The following is an 18,105-nucleotide window of genomic DNA, read 5'->3' as shown; positions in this document are numbered from 1 at the left end:
TGACGGTTGCGTTTTCTTCGACTGCCCGTCCGCCATGAACGCTCCCATCGAGGAATCCACACTGATTTCGGCAAATGAAAGGGACTTCCACATCCAGTATTGCAGGTGGTTGTGGTTCTGCTTAAAGTCTGGGCATGACTTCGCTCAGGCTGCAACTCGATACCGTCGCCGTTCACGCCGGCCGTGACGACCTGGCGGAGCTCGGCGTCCACGCCCTGCCCATCGACCTGTCCTCCACCAATCCCCTGCCGAGCATCGAGGCGGGCGGACTCTCCTACGAGGCCATGGCATCCGGCGGCACGCCCACCGCCGAAGGCGGGGCGGTGTACGCGCGGCTGTGGAACCCGACAGTGGCGCGGTTCGAGTCGGCGCTGGCCAGTCTCGAGCACGCGGAGGCCGCGGTGGCGTTCGGCTCGGGCATGGCGGCGATGACCGCCGCGATCCTCGCGACCACGAACGGGACCGGCCGCCGCCACGTGCTGGCGGTCCGCCCGCTCTACGGCGGGACCGACCACCTGCTGTCCTCGGGCCTGCTCGGGACCGAGACGACCTTCTGCGCATCAACGGAGGTCGCGGCCTCGATCCGGCCCGACACGGCGATGGTCGTGCTCGAGACGCCCGCGAACCCGACGCTCGACCTGGTCGACATCCGCGCGGTCGTCGAGGCCGCCGGCGACGTCCCGGTGCTCGTGGACAACACCTTCGCCACGCCGGTGCTCCAGAACCCCGTCGACCTGGGCGCCGCGATGGTGCTCCACAGCGCCACGAAGTACCTCGGCGGCCACGGCGACGTCATCGCGGGCGTGATCGCCTGCGGCGACGAGCTCGCGGCCGCGCTGCGCCGGGTCCGGGCCGTCACGGGCGGCCTGCTCCACCCGCTCGGCGCCTATCTACTCCACAGGGGACTGACGACGCTGCCGATCCGGGTGCGCGCCCAGCAGGCGAACGCCCAGCAGATCGCCGCATGGCTGCAGACCCACCCCGGCGTGGCCCGCGTCCACTATCCCGGGATCTCCGAGGACCCGCACGGGCTCCTCGGCCGCCAGATGAAGGGCACCGGGGCGATGATCGCGGTCGATCTGCGCGGCGGCTACGAGCGGGCCGCGCACGTCACGTCCGCGGTGCGGCTGTTCACCCACGCCGTTTCCCTTGGCGGCGTGGACTCCTTGATCCAGCACCCCGCGGCCCTGACGCATCGGCCGGTGACGCCCGAGGCACGCCCCGCCGAGAGCCTGGTCCGGCTCTCGATCGGCCTCGAAGCCCCTGAGGACCTGATCGCCGACCTCGATCGAGCGATCTAGCCCTTCGGCAGGAGCGTGCGCAGGTAGCGCCGGTTCGTCGCGCACACTCCGAGCGAGTCGCCGCCGTAGTGCTCCATCAGGAAGATGCCGCGGAAGCCGAGCTTCACGGCGTCGCGCACCACCTGGCGGTAGTTGATGAGGCCGAGCTCCAGCGACGTGGGCACGGCGCTCACCTGCGAGCCGTCGGCGGCCTCGTCGCGCGTGTAGTTCTTGACGTGCCAGTAATTGGTGTACGGCAGCGTCTTCGCGTACACCTCCCGCCAGTCCTCGACCGGGCGGTGCAGCCGCACCAGGTTGCCCACATCGGGATTGAGGCCGACGTTGTCGAGGCCGATCTCCTCGACCAGGCGCACCGCGCTGTCGGCCGTGCCGAGATAGGTGTCCTCGTACATCTCCAAGGACATCTGCAACCCGACCTCGGCGGCGTGGCGGCCCAGCTCCCGCAGGCGCTCGACCGCGGTCCGCCACATCTCCGGATCGTCAGGGTCCTTGGGGCCCTGGGCGGTCCAGAACCACAGCGCCCGCCGCTGCGCCTCGGTGAAGGGACGGTGCAGGCCGGTCGAGAAGACCTCCGCGCCCCATTCGGCGGCGGCGTCGATCGTCTTGTGCGCGTACGCGAGGTTCTCCTCCCCCCGGCCCGGCCAGACCACGCTGCGCCGCTGCACGTGGACGCTCGGGATCCGCACCCCGTGCGCGGCCGCGATCGCCAGGAACTCGTCGCGCCGGGCCGGGTCGAACTCCGCGGGGCGGATCCGGTCGTCCGGGAGCTCCGCGAGCGTGAAGCCGACCTCCTCGATCTGCGCGAAGACGTCGTCCCAGACCTCGGCGGGCGCGTCCTGGAACGCGACGCCGTCGGTGCCGACCACGGGGAACCCGTGCATGCACGTGGCGATCGGCCAGGTCTCGGCGACGAACTGCTCCCCCGCTTCCGACGGGGCCTCGGCGTGGTGTGTCACTGCTTCACGCTTTCCTTCTCGTTCGCCTTGCGGCCCTTCATGAGCGCCCCGGCGATGCGCGGCAGGGCGACCAGCGCGACCGCGCACGCCAGGATCCCGACCGCGAGCGGGCGCGTGAACACGACGGCGAGGCTGCCCTCGCCGACCGCGCTGGTCTGCACCAGCGCCTTCTCGAACAGCGGGCCGAGCACCAGCCCGAGCACGAGCGGCGCGATCGGGAGGTCGAGCTCCTTGAGGACGAACCCGATGACGCCGAAGATGAGCACCACCCAGACGCTGAACATGTTGTTGCTCACCGAGTACGCCCCGATGCACGAGGTGAGGATGATGAGCGGGTACAGGTAGCCGTACGGGATGCGGAGCATCTGGGCGAACACCGGCGCGAGCGGCAGGTTGAGCACCAGGAGCAGCACGTTGCCGATGAAGAACGACACGAGCAGGCCCCACACGAGGTCCGGCTGCTGCTCGAACAGCAGCGGGCCGGGCTGGAGGCCGTAGATCGTGAAGGCGCCCAAGAGGACCGCGGTCGTGGCACCGCCGGGGATGCCGAGCGCCAGCGTCGGCACGAAGTTCGCGTTGGCCGCGGCGTTGTTGGCCGATTCGGGGCTGGCGACGCCTTCGATGGCGCCCTTGCCGAAGTTGGCCCGGTTGCGGCTCACGCGGCGTTCGATGCCGTATGACATGAACGAGGCCAATGTGGATCCTGCGCCGGGCAGCATGCCGAGGAAGAACCCGATGCCGGAGCCGCGCAGGATCGCGGGCATGCTCCGGGTGACGTCCTTGCGGGTGATGACCATGTCCCGGAAGCGCGCCCGGATGGGCTTCTCGGCGCCCATGCGGATCTGGTGGAACACCTCACCGAGCGCGAACAGGCCGATCATGACCTCCACGAACGGGATGCCCGAGAGCAGGTCGACGTTGCCGAAGGTGAAGCGGGCCTCGCCGGAGCCGGCCGCGATGCCCACTGTGGAGATCAACAGGCCGACCATGGCCATGAGGGCGCCGCGCACGAACGCGCCGCCTTGGAACGAGACCACGATGATCAGGCCGAGGATCATGATCGCGAGGTTCTCGGCCGGGCCGAACTCCAGGGCCAGGCCTGCCAGCGGTGGCGCGAGCCCCATGAGGAGGGCCAGGGAGATGATGGCGGCGATGAACGAGCCGATCGCCGCGACCGCAAGGGCCGCACCGGCTCTGCCCTGCTTCGCCATCTGGTAGCCGTCGATGGTGGTCACCACGCTCGCGGCCTCGCCCGGTGTGGCGATGAGGACCGAGGTGATCGTGCCGCCGTACTGCGCGCCGTAGTAGATGCCGGCCAGCATGATGAGCGCGGTGACGGGTTCGAACGTGAATGTCAGCGGGAGCAGGACGGCCACGCCGGTGGTCGAGCCGAGGCCGGGCAGCAGGCCGATGACCGTGCCGAGCAGGACCCCGACGAAGCACCAGACGAGGTTCTCCCAGGTCAGCGCGGTCTGGAATCCGAGCAGGAGGTTGTCGAACATCAGACGACCCCCAGGAGTCCGGTCGGGAAGGGCACGCGCAGCCCCAGGGCGAAGACCAGCCAGACGCACGCGAGGGCGATGGCCGTGACACTGATCGCCGAGAGCGGCTTCATCCGTTCGACGCCGATCGTGATCGCGAGGATCAAGAGCCCCATGGAGAGCAGGAGGCCGATGAGCGGCACGAGCAGCGCGGCGGCGAAGACGAAGGCGACGACGACCGCGAGGTTGCGGTTGCGCTGCCGCGGGCTGCGACCGAGCACGTCGGTGCCGTCGTCCTCAGTGTCGGCTTCGGCAGCATCGGCTTCAACCGTGCCGGCTTCATCCGTGCTGCTCGCAGCCGTGGCGCGGCGGGCCGCGATCAGCTGCTGGGCGAGGTCGACCAGGGCGAGGACGGCGATGATCGCGCCGGTGGCGGCGGGCAGGAGGCCCGCGCCGACCGTGCCGTCCTCGGTTTCCAGGCCGTAGCCGTACCCGGCGACGCAGGCGGCGGCGCCGATGGCCGCCAGGACCGCGGAGGCCGCGACCCTGGCGTTGCGAAGCGTGCCGCTCACTGCTCGAACACCGCTTCGAGCTCGGTGGACGCGGTGCCGAGGTAGTCGGCGAACTCGTCGCCGTAGGCGATGTTCGGCTGCATGTAGTTGTCCTCGATGTAGGCCTGGTACTCCGCGGACCCGGCGAACTCTTCGGCGGCGTCGATCCAGAACGTGGTCGCGTCGTCAGGGATGCCGCCGGGGGCGATGAAGCCGCGGAACTGCGCGAAGGCCACGTCGATGCCCTGCTCGGTCGCGGTGGGGATGTCGGCGAGCTCCTCGTATTCGTAGCGCTCCTCCGAGAAAGCGCACAGCGCGCGCATGTCGCCGGACTCGAGCTGGCCGACCACCTCGCTCGGGTTGAGCGAGGCGATGTCGACCTGCTCGCCGAGCAGACCCGCGACGACCTCGCCGCCGCTTTCGTAAGGGACGCGGTCGAACTCGACGCCCTGGTCCTGCTCCACCATGGAGAACACGACCTCGTCGAGGCTCACGGAGCCGGAGACGGCGGCGACGACGCGCTCGCTCTTCGCGGCCTCGACCACCTGATCACAAGTGGTGTAAGGCGAGTCGTCGCGCACCACCATGAGCGTGTAGTCGTCGCCGAGCTTCATGATCGGCGTGAACGAGGTGTGGTCGAACTCGACGTCCTGCGCGATCGGCAGCGTCAGCAGCGAGGTCTCGGCGGCCAGGAGCGTGTTGCCGTCGCCCTGCCGGCCGAGGAAGTAGGAGTAGCCGACCGCGCCGTTGCCGCCTTCGCGGTTCTCGGCGGTGATGTTGACGCCGGTGGCGGCCTCGAGGCCTTGGGCCACAGTGCGACCGGAGACGTCGGAACCGCCTCCCGCGGCGAACGGCACGATCATGGTCGTGTTGGCGGCGCGGAACGTGCCGCCTCCGGCGCTGGTGCCGGAGCAGGCGGCGAGGGACAGTGCGGTGACGCCGACGAGGGACGCGGCGAGGATCTTGCTCGACTTCATTGTCATTTTCCTTCTGGCGGAGGGGATCTGATGGGTTGCAGGCTCAGGCGCGGGCAGCGGCCCGGGCCTGCGTGCCGACGCCGACGGCGGCGTCGAAGGCGTGTTCGTAAGCCCCGGTGCTGGCGGAGCGGGTGCCGACCAGGTCGAACGCGGTGCCGTGCGCGGGAGTGCAGACGGGGACGGAGAGGCCGCCCGCCATCGTCACGCCGCGGTCGAAGCCGAGGAGCTTCATCGCGATCTGGCCTTGGTCGTGGTACATCGTGAGGACGCCGTCGAAATCGCCGCGGCGGGCCAGCACGAAGATGGTGTCGCTCGGGAAGGGCCCTTCGGCGGCGTGGCCGGCGGCCTTGAGGTCGGCGACGGCGGGCCGGATGATGTCGATCTCCTCGCGGCCGAACGCGCCGTTCTCCCCTGCGTGCGGGTTGAGGGCGCAGACGCCGATGCGCGGGCTTTCGACGCCGCGCGCGATCAGGACGCCTTCGAGCAGCTTGTAGCGCTCGACGATGAGCTCGCGGGTGATGCCCGCGGCCACCTCGGAGAGCGGGCAGTGCGAGGTGACGCGGCCGGTGGTGAGCTCGGGAAGGATGTTGAGCTCGGTCGCGCGGGTGCCGTCGTCGAGCACCGTCTCGAACCAGCTCATCTCGTCGTTCTCGGTCATCCCGGCGAGGTGGAGCGAGGCCTTGTTGAGCGGGGCGAAGAGGATCGCGTCGCAGACGCCGTCCTTGGAGAGTTCGAGCGCGCGCCGCAGGTTCGCCATGGCCCACCGGCCGCCTTCGCGGGTCGCGGCCTTGCGTTCGAACGCCTCGCTCGGGCGGGCCGCGCCGTTGTCGACGAGCACGGGCAGGCCCTGGCCGGGCTCGGTGCTCCAGGCGAACTCGACGCCGGCGTCGGCCTGGGCGTCCAGGAGCTCCCGCTCGTCGCCGACGAGGTAGATCTCGGCCCGGGAGGTAGTGTCGGGCCGAGCGAGCTGTCGTGCGACAAGCTCGGGTCCGATCCCGCCCGGGTCGCCGAGCGTCAGTGCGATCCGGGGTAGCAGATCAGCCATCGTTTCCTGCTCTCTGCCCAGGTGGGCCACGTCGTCGTGCCGGGAGCCTACTTGCTCGATATCAAAGATAATATATTCTATAGTCAGGCAAGACAAGCCTTGCTCGAAACGATTTCGTAACGGGCGGGGCTTGAGTGCTAGTCGGTGCCGTGCCGAAGGGAACGGTCCCGCGCGTTCTCGATGTGCGCGCGCATCGCGGCCTCGCAGGCCGCTTCGTCGCCGCTCTCGAACGCGGCGAGGATCGCCTCGTGCTCGGCGACCGCCTCGTGCACGTCGTCGGGACCGCGCAGCGCCAACTGGCGCATCCGGTGGGTGAGCGCGCCCAGGTCCTCGTACATCCCGCGGATGTACCGGTTGCCCAGGTGCTCAAGCGGAACCAGATGAAAATCGGTGTCGGCGCGGAAGTAGTCGTGCGTCAGCTCGATCGGCACGTCACCGTGCCCGTGCGCCTCCACCACGGCCTCGCTCGCGCGGCGGTGCCGCTCGTGCGCCAAGCGCAGGGCGGGCACGACCTTGTCGGCCTCGGCCGCCGCCGCCCGGGTCGCCGTGGTCTCCAGCATGATCCGGGCCTCGTACAGTTCGGCGAGCTGCGCTTCGTCGAGAGGCGGCGCGACGCGGTAGCCGCGCAGCGCCTCACGGGTGACCAGACCGGTGCGTTCGAGCTGCACCATCGCCTCGCGCACCGGCGTCGGCGAGACGTCCAGCAGCTTGGCCATGGACTCGGGCGAGAGCCGCGTGCCGGATTCGACCTCTCCTTTGAGGAGCATCTCGAGGACGCGGTCGTAGACCCGGTCTCGCAGGGCGCGGCGTTCGCGCTCGACGACGCGTCCGAGCGGCAGACTCGTCACGTACGGCCTCCTATGTCAGTTCCAGTGCTTCATCGAGGATACGGCGCATCGCCCGCGGGTCATGTGCCGAGCGCCCAAGGAAGAGCCCTTGGGCCGCAGGCGCGATCCGCCCGAGCAGGCCGGGCCCCGCGCTGCCGCCGTAGATGACGGCCGAGTCGGCGGCGAAGCCCGCGCGATCGAGCTCGATCCGCAACGCGGTGCAAACGGCGCGAATGTGGGCATCCGGCGCCGGTTCGGCCACGCCGATCGCCCACACCGGCTCGTACGCCACGATCACGCGACCGCTCAAGCCGTCCTCCAGCGCGAGGCGGAGCGACGCCGCGAGCTGCGTGATCCCGGCGAGCGCCGCTGCCGCGGCCGAACCGCGCTCGGTCTCACCGACGCACAGCAGCGGCACCAGCCCCGCGGCGAGCACGGCGCGCACCTTCCGCGCGGCCGTCTCGTCGGTCTCGCCGAACAGGCGGCGGCGCTCGGCGTGGCCGATCTCGACCAGCGTCGCACCGAAGTCGCGCAACTGCGGGGCCGACACCTCGCCGGTGTAAGGGCCCTCCTCCCAGTGCACGTCCTGCGCGCCCACGAGCACCGGCGTGCCCTCGGCCAGCGCGGCGACCTCGGGGATGGAGAGGAAACTCGGCACGATGAACGGTTCGACGCGGCCTTCCGACACCGCCGGGTGCGTCCGGCAGTCCTCGATCACGGCGCGGCTCCATGTGCTGGTGCGCTCGCGTCCGAAGTAGAGCTTGAGGCTGGTGCCGATGAGCAGTGGCATTTCAGCGGCCTTCGTAGGCGCGGATGCTGTCGACCTTGGCCTTGGAGCCGCTGGTCTCGTCGAAGGTGTAGGTGAGCCATTCCTTCGCGAGGCGCCGCGCCAGCTCGATGCCGACGACGCGCTGGCCCATGCACAGGATCTGGGCGTCGTTGGAGAGGATCGAACGCTCGACCGAGAAGGAGTCGTGCGCGGTGACCGCGCGGATGCCGGGGACCTTGTTGGCGGCGATGGCCACGCCGAGTCCGGTGCCGCAGAACAGGATGGCGCGGTCGGCTTCGCCGCGGGCGATGCGTTCGGCGGCTTCGACCGCGACCGTGGGGTAGGGGGTGTGGCCGTCGGCGGCGACGCCGACGTCGATGACGCTCGCGACCTGTTCGCTCTGCTCGAGGTCCCGTTTGACGGTCTCCTTGAAGTCGAAGCCGGCGTCGTCGCTGCCGATGATCAAGCGCCACTGCATGGTTGCTCCTGGGATTCGGTGAGGACCGCTTCGACGGTCCGGGTGAGCAGCGCGAACGAGATCGCGCCGGGGTCGGGGGTGCCGATGGACCGGTCGCCGTGCGAGCGGGCGCGGCCGAGGGACGCGGCCAGGTCGGCGGTGCGGTCGGCGGCGGTCTGGGCCGCGAGTGCGGCTTGCGACCAGGCTTCGGTGAGAGTGTCGCCGCGCGCGACGCCCGCGGTGAGGGTGTCGGCGAAGGGGACGATGGCGTCGACCATGGTCTTGTCCCCCACTTGCGCCTTGCCGAAGGCCATGACGGCGTCGCGGGCGCGCGAGCAGCCTTGGGCCACGTCGGTTCGGGTGGGTGCGGCGTCGTCGCCGAGGCTCGCGCCGAGTTCGCGGAGCATGGCGGCCCAGATGGCGCCGGAGGTGCCGCCCGCTTTGTCGCTCCATGCGTCGGCGCAGGCGGTGAGGGTCGTGCCCGCGCCGGCTCCGGCGGCGATGGCCGCTTGGGCGGCGTCGCGGCCGGCGTGCACGCCGCGCCGCATGCCGATGCCGTGGTCGCCGTCCCCGGCGATCGAGTCGAGGCGTCCGAGTTCGTCTGCCGCCGTGTCGATCGCGTCGACCATGGCGTCGAGGGCGATCCCGACGAGCGCGGCGGTCCGCTGGGATTCGGCACTGCCTGAGGCAATGGCGGCGTCGGCTTCCGCCTGGGTCGGCACGTCGACGCGTTCCTGTTGCGGGACTGCGCCTTTGCGGTAGGCAGGGGCGTCGGCGGGCGCGGCCCACAGGCGTTCGAGTTCGTCGTCGAGCCAGAGCAGGGTGAGCGAGCAGCCGGCCATGTCGAAGCTGGTGCAGAGTTCGCCGACCTCGGGTTCGACGACGTGGAGGCCGCGTTCGGCGAGGAGCCGGCGCACGGCGCGGTAGACGACGAAGAGTTCCTCGTACTTGACGCCGCCGAGGCCGTTGAGCAGCGGGACGACTCGCGTGCCCGCGCCTGCGGGGGCTTCCTTGAGCAGTCCTTCCACGAACAACGCGGCGAGCTCGTCGGCGGTCGGGACGTCGACCACGTCGATGCCCGGTTCGCCGTGGATGCCGAGGCCGACGGCCATCTTCCCCGGCGGTACTTCGAAGAGCGGCGCACGGGCGCCGGGGAGGGTGCAGCCGGTGAACGCGACGCCGAAGGAGCGCGTGCGCTCGTTCGCGTGCCGCGCCACCCGCTCGACGCCGTCGAGGTCGTATCCGGCTGCGGCGGCGGCCCCGGCGATCTTGAAGACGGCCAGGTCGCCGGCGATGCCGCGACGCTGTTCCTTCCGGTCGCTCGGGGCGCTCCAGATGTCGTCGGTGACGACCACGGTGCGGACGTCGTGCCCCTCGGCGATGAGCCGGGCCTGGGCCTGGTCGAAGTGCAGGACGTCGCCCGCGTAGTTCCCGTAGCTGAGCAGCACGCCGCGGCCTTGGTCGGCGGTTTTCGCGACCGAGTGGACCTGCTGCGCGGAGGGCGAGGCGAAGAGGTTGCCCATGGCGGCGCCGTGCGCCAGGCCCGCGCCGACCAGCCCGCCGAACGCGGGGTAATGGCCGGAACCGCCGCCGATCACGAGGGCCACGGTGGGTTCGGCGGCCCGCGTGGACCGCACCACCCCGCCGGGCACGGGTTGCACCCAGGCCGCCGAGGCGGCGGCGAACCCCTCGATCATCTCGTCGGCGAAGGCCGCCGGGTCGTTGAACAGTCGCGTCATCGCGCCTCCTCGAGCGTTACTATTTAATATATTATACAGACTATCTTGAGTGCCGCTTAAGTCAGGCACCTCCCCCGATGCCACCCACCGGGCCGCCGGTCTGCCCATTCAAGAAAATCAAGCTCGACCTTAAGAAAATTAAGATCTGACTCTTGAAAGTTGAGATTCTCACGAGTACAACTTGATATATGGCAGATGAGGCAATGGATTGGCAGGAGCTGACCAACCTGACGCGGGGTCAGCGGTTCACCGTCGAGCGGGTTCGCCTGGCGGACAACGGCGTCGCGATCGAAGGCGAGTTCGAGCTGCCGCAGCTGGCGCAGCTCGACGTCGAGGATCAGATCTTCATCACCGCGTTCGTGCGATGCCACGGCTCCATCAAGGAGATGGAGCGGATCTTCGGGGTGAGCTACCCGACCGTCAAGTCGCGGCTGAACCGGATCGGGCAGGTGCTCGAGTTCGTCGACACCGACCCGGCGCCCTCGCGCGCCGACGTGATCGAGCGGCTGCGCCGCGGCGAGATCACCGCGCAAGAGGCGCTGTCCGAACTGGAGGACCCGACGTGATGCCCCAGTTGGTGACCGTCCGGGTCAAGCGCCCGAACCACCGCACCGTCCGGCTCTGGGTCCCCGTGCTCCTGGTCGTGATCGTGCTGTCGCCGATCCTCCTCCTCGCCCTGCTGGGAGGGATCGTGGTCGGCTACGTCTACCGCATCGACTCGCTCCGGACGCTCCGCGGCGTCTGGCGCGTCATCTCCGCACTTCCCGGCACCCGTTTCGACGTCGAATACGACCGCACGGCCTTCCTCGTCAGCATCCGATTAGAAAGCGACACTCCAATGAACGAACAGCGCAAAGCCATCCTCGACATGCTCGCCGAAGGCAAGATCACCGCGACCGAGGCCGAACGGCTCATCGCCGCGATCGAGCCGGGCGAGCCGACCACGCAGAGCCCTTCCGCCCGAACGAAAGGCAAGGCGAAGTACCTGCGGCTCGTCATCGACACCATGGACAACGGCGAGCCGGGACGGGTCAACATCCGCGTCCCCCTGGCGCTCCTGCGCGCCGGCGTCCGGCTGACGGCCCTCGTCCCGCCGCAGGCCCTCGAGAAGGCCAACGCCGAGATGGCCAAGAACGGCGTGCCGTTCGACCTGACCCAGCTCAAGCCCGACGAGCTCGAAGAACTCGTAAACCACCTCGACGAGGTGACCGTCGAGATCGACCAGCCCGATGCCCAGGTGCGCATCTTCAGTGAGTAGGTGCCGGCGGCGAGTCGCCCGGGTTTGGTGGAGCGCACAGGCGCGATGGCGGTTCACCTCCCGGCGGCTCCGGCACCGGTACACTTCGCCGCGTCGCGCATGAACGGAGAACCACCATGAAGATCGTCGTCGTCGGCGGGTCCGGCCACATCGGCTCCTTCCTCGTCCCCCGCCTGGTCCGGGCGGGCCACGAGGTCGTCAACATCAGTCGCGGCACCAGCACCAGCTATGTCGACGCACCCGAGTGGCAGCAGGTGGAGCAGGTCGTCGCCGACCGGGAGCAGCAGGACGCCGACGGGCTCTTCGGCGAGACCGTACTCGGACTCCGCCCCGACGTCGCCGTCGACCTGGTGTGCTTCACCCACGAGTCGGCGACCGCGCTCGTCGAGGCGCTGCGCGGGAACGTCGCGCACCTGCTGCACTGCGGCTCCATCTGGCGGTACGGCAAGAGCCGCAAGCTGCCCATCGCCGAAGGCGGCGACGCCGCCGAAGCGCCCCTCGACGAGTACGGCGTCGAGAAGGACCGCATCGCGCGGATGCTGAAGCAGGAGAGCGCGAACGGCGGGCTCGTCACCACGACCCTGCACCCGGGGCACATCGTCGGCCCCGGCTGGCACCCGATCAACCCCCTCGGCAACCTCGACCCGGCCGTGTGGGCCGCCATCGCTGCGGGGCAACCGCTCCAGGTGCCCGGCAGCGGCACCGAGATGATGCACCACGTCCACGCCGACGACGTCGCGCAGGCCTTCGAGAAGGCGATCGAGAACCGCGACGCGGCCGCCGGCGAGGACTTCAACATCGTCGCCCCCACCGCGCTCAGCGTCCGCGGCTACGCCGACATCGCCGCCGGATGGTTCGGCCAGACCGCGACCCTGGAACCGGTGACCTGGGACGAGTTCCGCGCGAACACCACCGAGCAGCACGCGGACGCCTCCTGGGGACACCTCGACCGCAGCCAGTGCTTCACCATCGAGAAGGCCAAGGCCCGCTTGGGATACGCCCCCGCGTACGAACCCGAGCAGGCCGTCCTCGAATCCCTCCGCTGGCTCATCGACAACGGCCGGCTCGAGACTCCGAACCCCTTGAAGGTCTGACCTAGGGGTTACCTTGCTCGAGCCTGGCCTCGATGCCGGTGAGCAGGGCGTCCAGGGCGAACTCGATGACGGCGTCGAAGTCGGCGAACGGGCCGCCGGCGGGCTGTCGGACGATGCGGGGGAAGTCGGCGGGATCGAGCAGCTCGGTCAGACGGGCGGACTGCGCCTCCCACCATGCCTCGATGGTCTGGCCGGTCTCGTGGGCGACGACGCGTTCGGCGACAGGCAGGAGCGCGATGCCCTGGACGATGCCCGAGACCGCCAGGTAGACGGTCATGACCGCCTCGACCGGGAATCCGGCGGCGGCGGCCGCCTCCAGTGACCGCTCGACGTTGCCGAGGGTGTTGGGGCCCAAGGGCGGACGGGTGGTCGCGAGGACCTGGAGGACCCAGGGGTGGCGGCGGTAGAGCCGCCACTCCTCGCGGGCCTCATGGGCCAGGCGCTCGCGCCAGCCGAGCGTGGGGTCGCCGGGTTCGAGTTCCCCGGCGACGGTGTCGGTCATCGCCTGGATCAGCGCGTCGCGGTTGGCGAAGTGCCGGTACAGGCTCATGGTGGCGACGCCGAGGGCCGTGGCGAGACGGCGCATCGTGAGTTCCTGCAGCCCAACGGTGTCGGCGAGTGCGATGGCGGCCGCGGTGATCCGCGCCGGGGTCAGCGTCGAGGGGCGCTCCATGCGCACGGCCGGCCGGGTCCGCTTGCGGGCCCGATAGGCCCGGGCCTGGCAGGCACGTGAGCAGTAACGACGCCGGCGACCGAGCTCCGGCTGATCGAGCTCGGTCCGGCACTGCGCGCATCGGTCCACGGCTCCCCCATTTCGTCACACGCTTGATCCGTGACGTAATGCTAGGCCCTCGACGCGGCCGCGGCTACCTTCGAGGCCATCGAAACCATGCACGACGAGGGGCACCGCCATGAGTGACATCACTGTTCGCCAAGCAACCGAGGCCGACCTGGAGGCCTTGGTGCCCGCCTATGCGGCGGCCACGGCCGACGAGGCCACCAACGCCTGGATCGCCGCCGCCGGGCCGGTGCCCGAGGATGCGTACATCGCATATCTCACCGGATCACTGCAGCGGCACCTGCGCACCGACGAGGTCTGGATCGCCGAACGCGACGGTCGCATCGAGGGTCTGTCGGTGTGGGTTCGGGTCGCCTCCACGGACCGGTTCCATGCCGATGCCGACGAACTCGCCGCGATGGCGGCGGCCACGCCCCTGCCGATGCTGCGGCGAGCGGAGGCGGCGATTCGCCTTACCGCGCAAGCCCATCCGGAACGGTTCCCGCACCTGTACCTCTACTTGATCGCCGTGCTCCCCGCTCATCGCGGTGCGGGAGCGGGCGGGGCCATCCTGCGGACGCGGCTGGCGGCGGCCGACGAGGAAGGCATCGCCGCATACCTCGAAGCGAGCACGGCGGACTCCGCGCGGCTCTACCAGCGCTCCGGCTTCAAGGAGACCGGGCAGCGGCTGCGACTGCCCGAGGACGGGCCCGCGCTCATTCCCATGTGGAGGGACTGAGGCGTCCATGCCTACGATCGCCGGTGTCAGACGAGGTCGGCGTCGTGGGCGAGCAGCGCGATCTGGGTGCGGTTGTCGAGGCCGAGCTTGGTGAGCATGGCCGAGACATGGGACTTGACCGTGGTGACGCTCATCAGCAGTTCGGCGGCGATCTCGGCGTTGGAGCGGCCGTTCGCGATCGCGACCGCCACGTCGTGCTCGCGAGGGGTGAGCGCCGCGAGAGCGGTCCGAGCCCGTTCATATTGGCCCGCTTGGGCGACGGTGCGGTCCATGAGCCGCCGCATGACCCCCGGCGACAGCATCGGATTCCCGGCGGCGACCAGGGTGACGGCCTCGGCGATCTGCGCGGGCGGCGTGTCCTTGAGGAGGAAGCCGCCCGCACCGGCCCGGAGGGCGTGGACGATGTTCTCGTCCGTGTCGAAGGTCGTCAGCACGATCACCTCGGGCGCACGGGGACGCGCGCGGAGCCGCCGGGTGGCGGTGATGCCGTCCACGTGCGGCATCTGGAGGTCCATGAGCACGACGTCAGGGGAATGCGCGTCGACGGCGGTCATGGCTTCACGCCCATCGCCCGCCTCGCCGACCACGGCGATGTCGCCGACGCCGTCGAGCATCATGGACAGTCCGGCCCGGACCAGGGCGTCGTCGTCGACCAGGAGCACACGGATCACGTCGGCCATGGTAGTCGGGCCCGGAGGCGGAACCGCCCGTCGATCCCGTCGTGGTCGAGTCGCCCGCCCGCCAACCGGACCCGTTCGGTGAGCCCGACCAGGCCCAGGCCGCTGCCGGCCACGATCGGGGCATCGCCTTGCGCGGGAATCGGATTGGCGAGTTCGACCACCAGCTCGGTGCCCGGGGCGCCGCTCAGGGACACCTCTACCTGACGCCCGGCGGCGTGCTTCCGGGCGTTCGTCAGTCCTTCTTGGAGGACGCGGAACACGGTGCGGCCGATGGAGGGCGGCAGGACCTCGCCGGAAAGCTCGTCGCTCACTTCGACGGGCTGACCGGCGGCTCGGGACTCCTCGATCAGGCCGTGCAGGTCGGCGACCGTCACGGGACCGCCCGCCCCGGCTTCGTCGCCCTCGTGGAGCAGGCCGATCACCTGCCGCAGCTCGTCGAGGGCCTGGTGCACGCCGTCGCGCACGACCCCGGCGGCCATGGCGACCTTCTCGGGCGGGGCGTCCGGCCGGAACTCGAGCGCGCCCGCGTATGTCGCGACCAGCGAGAGCCGGTTGGCGAGCACGTCGTGCATGTCCCGGGCGAGGGCGCGGCGTTCGGCCGCGCGGGCCTCGGCGACGCGGCGGCCCTGCTCCGTCTCGGCGCGCTCGGCGCGCTCTCGCAGCGAGATGAGCAGTCTGCGACGGGCATTGGCCAAGGCACCCCAGCCGAGCAGCGCAACGTACGAGACGACGACAAGGATCGCCCACCAGTCGAAGTCGAGTGCCGGATTGGGGTGCCAGCGCCATTGCAGCAGGTGCGCCAGGATCCCGGCGGCGGCTACAGCGACGGCGGTGCGGAACCGCCCGCGCCACGCCGTCTGGAGCGCGCCGACGGTGGCCGCCGGGGTGGCGGCCGGTGAGAGGACGGCGAGCACCGTGGCGGCGAACGCCCCGGTGTCGGGCCGCCACACCTGCACGAACGCGGTGCCGACGCTCAGCACGGCGACCGCGTATGCCAAGGGCCCGTTCGGCTCCCGCGACCAGAGCGACAGCGCGGTCAGCACGGCCACGCCCCCGACAAGGGAGGTCACTTCGCAGGGGCGGGGTTTTCGGCGTCCGGTCACGGCACGATGCTAGCCGCGGACGATGCGGAGCGATCACCTCCGAAAGTAGGAGGCGGCCCCTTCCCCGGCAGGGGACGGCGCGGCTTCGCGACCGATGTGGAAGCCCTTGTACCCGAACCAGAATGGGCGACATGAACACACGAACCCGCCGACTCCTCGTCGTCCTCGCCTCCGCCGCCGGATCGCTCCTGGTCTGGACCGCCGCCGCCCCGCTCTCCGGCATCGACCTCACGGTCGATCAGGCCGCCACCCCGCTTACCGTGGGGCCGTTCCGGATCGCCATCGCCGCCCTCCTGGTCGGCTTCGCCGCCTGGGGCCTCCTGGCGGTCCTCGAGAAGTGCACCGCCCGCGCCGGCATGATCTGGTCGATCATCGCCGCGGCCGTGCTCGCCCTCTCGCTCACCGGCCCGCTCGCCGCCGTCACCACCGGCGCGATGCTCGTGCTGATGGGCATGCACGTCGTCACCGGGGGCGTCCTGATCGCCGGACTGGTGCGGCGATGAGCCTCCCCTGGGGCTACCTCATCTGCCTGCTCATTCTGGCGATCCCCGCCGTGCGCCTGCCGCGCATGCCGATCGGGCCCGGAACGTCGTTCTTCGTCGCGAGTCTCGCCATCCTCGAACTCCCGTTCCTCGCTTCGTCCGCCTTCTCGGTCAGCACCGCGCTCGCGGCCGCCGAAGGCGACCTCGGCTCGCCGGTCACGATCACCGCGGCCGTCCTCGCTGGCGCCAGCCTGACGCTGACGGCCTGGCGCGGCATGCGCGCCCTGCCGATCCTGATGCGCACCATGGACGGCACGCGCGTCTCTCCGCGCCTGCACTGGGCCCGCATCCTGCTGTGCCCCTTCGGTTTCCGACCTCGCTCGGTCGAGCGGATCGCGAACCTGTCCTACGGCCCGCACGGGCTGCGCAACCTGCTCGACCTCTACCGCCGGCGCTCCGCGCCCGGCAACGCCCCGGTCCTGATCCACTTCCACGGCGGCTACTACACGACCGGGTACAAGAACTCGCAGGCCCTGCCGCTGCTCCACCGCCTCGCCGAGCAGGGCTGGGTGACCATCAGCGCCAACTACCGGCTGGGGCACGCGGCGGGCTTCGAGCCCCACCTGACCGACGCCAAGCGGGTCGTCGCCTGGGTTCGCACCCACGCCCGCGAGTGGGGCATCGACCCCGACCGCATCGTCCTCTCCGGTTCCTCGGCGGGCGCGCACATGTCGGCGCTGGCGGCGCTCACCCCCGGCGACCCGCGGTTCCAGCCGGGTTTCGAGGACGTCGACACGTCCGTGTCCGCGGTCGTGGGCCTGGGCGGTTTCTACGGCTCCTACTTCGACGGCGACCCGGACAGCGACCCGCTGACCCACGCCCATGCGGACGCTCCGCCGTTCCTGATCGTGCACGGCGACCACGACACCGTGGTCAACGTGGCCGGGGCCCGACGTTTCGCCGAAGGGCTGCAAGCGGTCTCGACCCAGCCCGTGGTCTACGCCGAGCTGCCCGGCGCCCAGCACGGCTTCGACCTGTTCCATTCGCCCCGCTTCGAAGCCGTCATCAACGCGGTCGCGGCCTTCGCGGCACGATCCTTCTCCCCCGCGTCGCCACCGCCGCGTTAGCGTTTGAAGGCGAGCCAGCCGCCGTCCACGGGCACTTCGGCGCCGGTCACGTAGCCGGCCTCCTCGGAGGCGAGGAACGCGACGGCGGCGGCGACCTCGTCAGGGCGGCCGAGGCGGCCGACCAGGGTGCCCGCGCCCTCGTACGCGATGTCCTCTTCGGAGGTGTCCGCCCAATGCGTCGTGAGGATGGGGCCGGGCGCGACCGAGTTGCACCGGATGTCGGGCGCGTACTCGACTGCGAGCTGCCTGATGAGCGCACTGAGCCCCCCTTTGGCTGCGGCGTAGGCGGTGTAGCCCGGTTGCGAGCGGAGCGCGTGGACCGAGGAGACCGCCACGACCGCGCCACGCGCGGCCCGCAGCGGCTCGATGAAGGTCTTGACGCCGAGGTACGTGGCCTTCAGCGTGACGTCCACCGTCAAATCCCAGTCCGCTTCGGACAGTTCATGGGGCGCGCCGTTGACGCTGGCGAACGCGTTGGAGACCAGGACGTCCAGGCGGCCGTGCGCGTCGCGCACCCTTTCGGACAACGCCTCCCAGTCGGAGGCGCTGGAGGCGTCGCACCGCTGGAAGTGGACCGCGCCGTGCGTCTCCTCCTCGAAGCGCCGTCCCGCCTCCTCGTCGATGTCCGCGACGTACACGGCCGCGCCCTCGCTCGCGAGGCGCGCCGCGCACGCCGCCCCGATGCCCTTGGCGCCGCCCGTGACGACGGCGACCTTGCCTTCGAATCGGTTCATCGGCACA

Annotated in this window: 20 protein-coding genes; 7 read left to right on the top strand and 13 right to left on the bottom strand. The window is 70.5% G+C overall.

Going from position 1 to position 18,105, the window contains the following annotated elements; genetic code table 11:
* The first annotated feature begins 134 nt into the window (after nt 1-134).
* Nucleotides 135-1,301, top strand: a complete 1,167-nt coding sequence (locus ACFO8M_RS14990; RefSeq protein WP_387976836.1) for a trans-sulfuration enzyme family protein — start codon at nt 135-137, stop codon at nt 1,299-1,301.
* Here ACFO8M_RS14990 and ACFO8M_RS14985 read toward each other — a convergent pair.
* From ACFO8M_RS14985 to ACFO8M_RS14945, 9 genes are all read right to left on the bottom strand, one after another.
* Nucleotides 1,298-2,257: a sugar phosphate isomerase/epimerase family protein gene (locus ACFO8M_RS14985; protein WP_387976833.1), complete on the bottom strand. Its 960-nt coding sequence runs from the start codon at nt 2,255-2,257 to the stop codon at nt 1,298-1,300. The two genes, ACFO8M_RS14990 and ACFO8M_RS14985, sit on opposite strands and share 4 nt — an antisense overlap.
* Nucleotides 2,254-3,759, bottom strand: a complete 1,506-nt coding sequence (locus ACFO8M_RS14980) for a tripartite tricarboxylate transporter permease (RefSeq protein ID WP_387976831.1) — start codon at nt 3,757-3,759, stop codon at nt 2,254-2,256. Before ACFO8M_RS14980 ends, ACFO8M_RS14985 begins: the two co-directional genes overlap by 4 nt.
* A complete protein-coding gene (locus ACFO8M_RS14975) occupies nt 3,759-4,310 on the bottom strand; it encodes a tripartite tricarboxylate transporter TctB family protein (protein ID WP_387976828.1) in 552 nt (183 codons plus the stop codon). Before ACFO8M_RS14975 ends, ACFO8M_RS14980 begins: the two co-directional genes overlap by 1 nt.
* A complete protein-coding gene (locus ACFO8M_RS14970) occupies nt 4,307-5,266 on the bottom strand; it encodes a tripartite tricarboxylate transporter substrate binding protein (protein ID WP_387976825.1) in 960 nt (319 codons plus the stop codon). Before ACFO8M_RS14970 ends, ACFO8M_RS14975 begins: the two co-directional genes overlap by 4 nt.
* A 43-nt stretch (nt 5,267-5,309) precedes the next feature.
* A complete protein-coding gene (locus ACFO8M_RS14965; protein WP_387976822.1) occupies nt 5,310-6,311 on the bottom strand; it encodes a 4-hydroxythreonine-4-phosphate dehydrogenase PdxA in 1,002 nt (333 codons plus the stop codon).
* A 137-nt stretch (nt 6,312-6,448) separates the two neighbouring features.
* Nucleotides 6,449-7,159 (bottom strand): GntR family transcriptional regulator, encoded by a 711-nt coding sequence (locus tag ACFO8M_RS14960; protein WP_387976819.1) that lies wholly within the window; start codon nt 7,157-7,159, stop codon nt 6,449-6,451.
* A 10-nt stretch (nt 7,160-7,169) separates the two neighbouring features.
* Entirely contained in the window at nt 7,170-7,928 is a 759-nt protein-coding gene (locus tag ACFO8M_RS14955; protein WP_387976817.1) for a triose-phosphate isomerase family protein, read from the bottom strand.
* 1 nt (nt 7,929) lies between these two features.
* Nucleotides 7,930-8,385 (bottom strand): ribose-5-phosphate isomerase, encoded by a 456-nt coding sequence (locus tag ACFO8M_RS14950; protein WP_387976814.1) that lies wholly within the window; start codon nt 8,383-8,385, stop codon nt 7,930-7,932.
* Nucleotides 8,370-10,103 (bottom strand): dihydroxyacetone kinase family protein, encoded by a 1,734-nt coding sequence (locus ACFO8M_RS14945; RefSeq protein WP_387976811.1) that lies wholly within the window; start codon nt 10,101-10,103, stop codon nt 8,370-8,372. The genes ACFO8M_RS14950 and ACFO8M_RS14945 overlap by 16 nt, the downstream gene beginning before the upstream one ends.
* Before the next feature lie 203 nt (nt 10,104-10,306).
* Here ACFO8M_RS14945 and ACFO8M_RS14940 point away from each other — a divergent pair, with 203 nt between their 5' ends.
* The 3 genes from ACFO8M_RS14940 (at nt 10,307) to ACFO8M_RS14930 (ending at nt 12,455) form a co-directional block, all read left to right on the top strand.
* Nucleotides 10,307-10,669, top strand: a complete 363-nt coding sequence (locus tag ACFO8M_RS14940) for a DUF2089 domain-containing protein (protein ID WP_387977453.1) — start codon at nt 10,307-10,309, stop codon at nt 10,667-10,669.
* The gene (locus ACFO8M_RS14935) at nt 10,669-11,361 is read left to right on the top strand and encodes an SHOCT-like domain-containing protein (protein ID WP_387976808.1); all 693 of its coding nucleotides are present in this window, start codon (nt 10,669-10,671) and stop codon (nt 11,359-11,361) included. Before ACFO8M_RS14940 ends, ACFO8M_RS14935 begins: the two co-directional genes overlap by 1 nt.
* 116 nt (nt 11,362-11,477) lie before the next feature.
* The gene (locus tag ACFO8M_RS14930; protein WP_387976805.1) at nt 11,478-12,455 is read left to right on the top strand and encodes an NAD-dependent epimerase/dehydratase family protein; all 978 of its coding nucleotides are present in this window, start codon (nt 11,478-11,480) and stop codon (nt 12,453-12,455) included.
* Nucleotide 12,456: 1 nt separating this feature from the next.
* Here the strand turns inward: ACFO8M_RS14930 and ACFO8M_RS14925 are convergent, their stop codons facing one another.
* A complete protein-coding gene (locus ACFO8M_RS14925; RefSeq protein WP_387976802.1) occupies nt 12,457-13,128 on the bottom strand; it encodes a TetR/AcrR family transcriptional regulator in 672 nt (223 codons plus the stop codon).
* Nucleotides 13,129-13,366: 238 nt separating this feature from the next.
* On the opposite strand from ACFO8M_RS14925, the gene ACFO8M_RS14920 reads away from it, so the two are divergent.
* Nucleotides 13,367-13,972, top strand: a complete 606-nt coding sequence (locus ACFO8M_RS14920; RefSeq protein WP_387976799.1) for a GNAT family N-acetyltransferase — start codon at nt 13,367-13,369, stop codon at nt 13,970-13,972.
* Between the two features lie 26 nt (nt 13,973-13,998).
* Here the strand turns inward: ACFO8M_RS14920 and ACFO8M_RS14915 are convergent, their stop codons facing one another.
* Entirely contained in the window at nt 13,999-14,652 is a 654-nt protein-coding gene (locus tag ACFO8M_RS14915) for a response regulator (protein ID WP_387976796.1), read from the bottom strand.
* The gene (locus ACFO8M_RS14910) at nt 14,640-15,755 is read right to left on the bottom strand and encodes a sensor histidine kinase (RefSeq protein WP_387976793.1); all 1,116 of its coding nucleotides are present in this window, start codon (nt 15,753-15,755) and stop codon (nt 14,640-14,642) included. The genes ACFO8M_RS14915 and ACFO8M_RS14910 overlap by 13 nt, the downstream gene beginning before the upstream one ends.
* Before the next feature lie 131 nt (nt 15,756-15,886).
* On the opposite strand from ACFO8M_RS14910, the gene ACFO8M_RS14905 reads away from it, so the two are divergent.
* The gene (locus ACFO8M_RS14905) at nt 15,887-16,258 is read left to right on the top strand and encodes a DUF6069 family protein (RefSeq protein WP_387976790.1); all 372 of its coding nucleotides are present in this window, start codon (nt 15,887-15,889) and stop codon (nt 16,256-16,258) included.
* Complete coding sequence (locus ACFO8M_RS14900; RefSeq protein ID WP_387976787.1) at nt 16,255-17,364, top strand: alpha/beta hydrolase; 1,110 nt, start codon at nt 16,255-16,257, stop codon at nt 17,362-17,364. The genes ACFO8M_RS14905 and ACFO8M_RS14900 overlap by 4 nt, the downstream gene beginning before the upstream one ends.
* On the opposite strand, the gene ACFO8M_RS14895 is transcribed toward ACFO8M_RS14900, so the two are convergent.
* Nucleotides 17,361-18,098, bottom strand: coding sequence for an SDR family NAD(P)-dependent oxidoreductase (locus tag ACFO8M_RS14895; RefSeq protein ID WP_387976784.1), 738 nt, complete (start codon nt 18,096-18,098; stop codon nt 17,361-17,363). The genes ACFO8M_RS14900 and ACFO8M_RS14895 overlap by 4 nt on opposite strands.
* Nucleotides 18,099-18,105 lie beyond the last annotated feature (7 nt).

Origin of the sequence: Glycomyces rhizosphaerae, from assembly GCF_042647865.1 — a bacterium.
In the GTDB taxonomy this organism is placed as follows: domain Bacteria; phylum Actinomycetota; class Actinomycetes; order Mycobacteriales; family Micromonosporaceae; genus Glycomyces; species Glycomyces rhizosphaerae.
The sequence above is the reverse complement of the archived record's forward strand: the minus strand, read 5'-3'. Positions and strand labels throughout refer to the sequence as shown.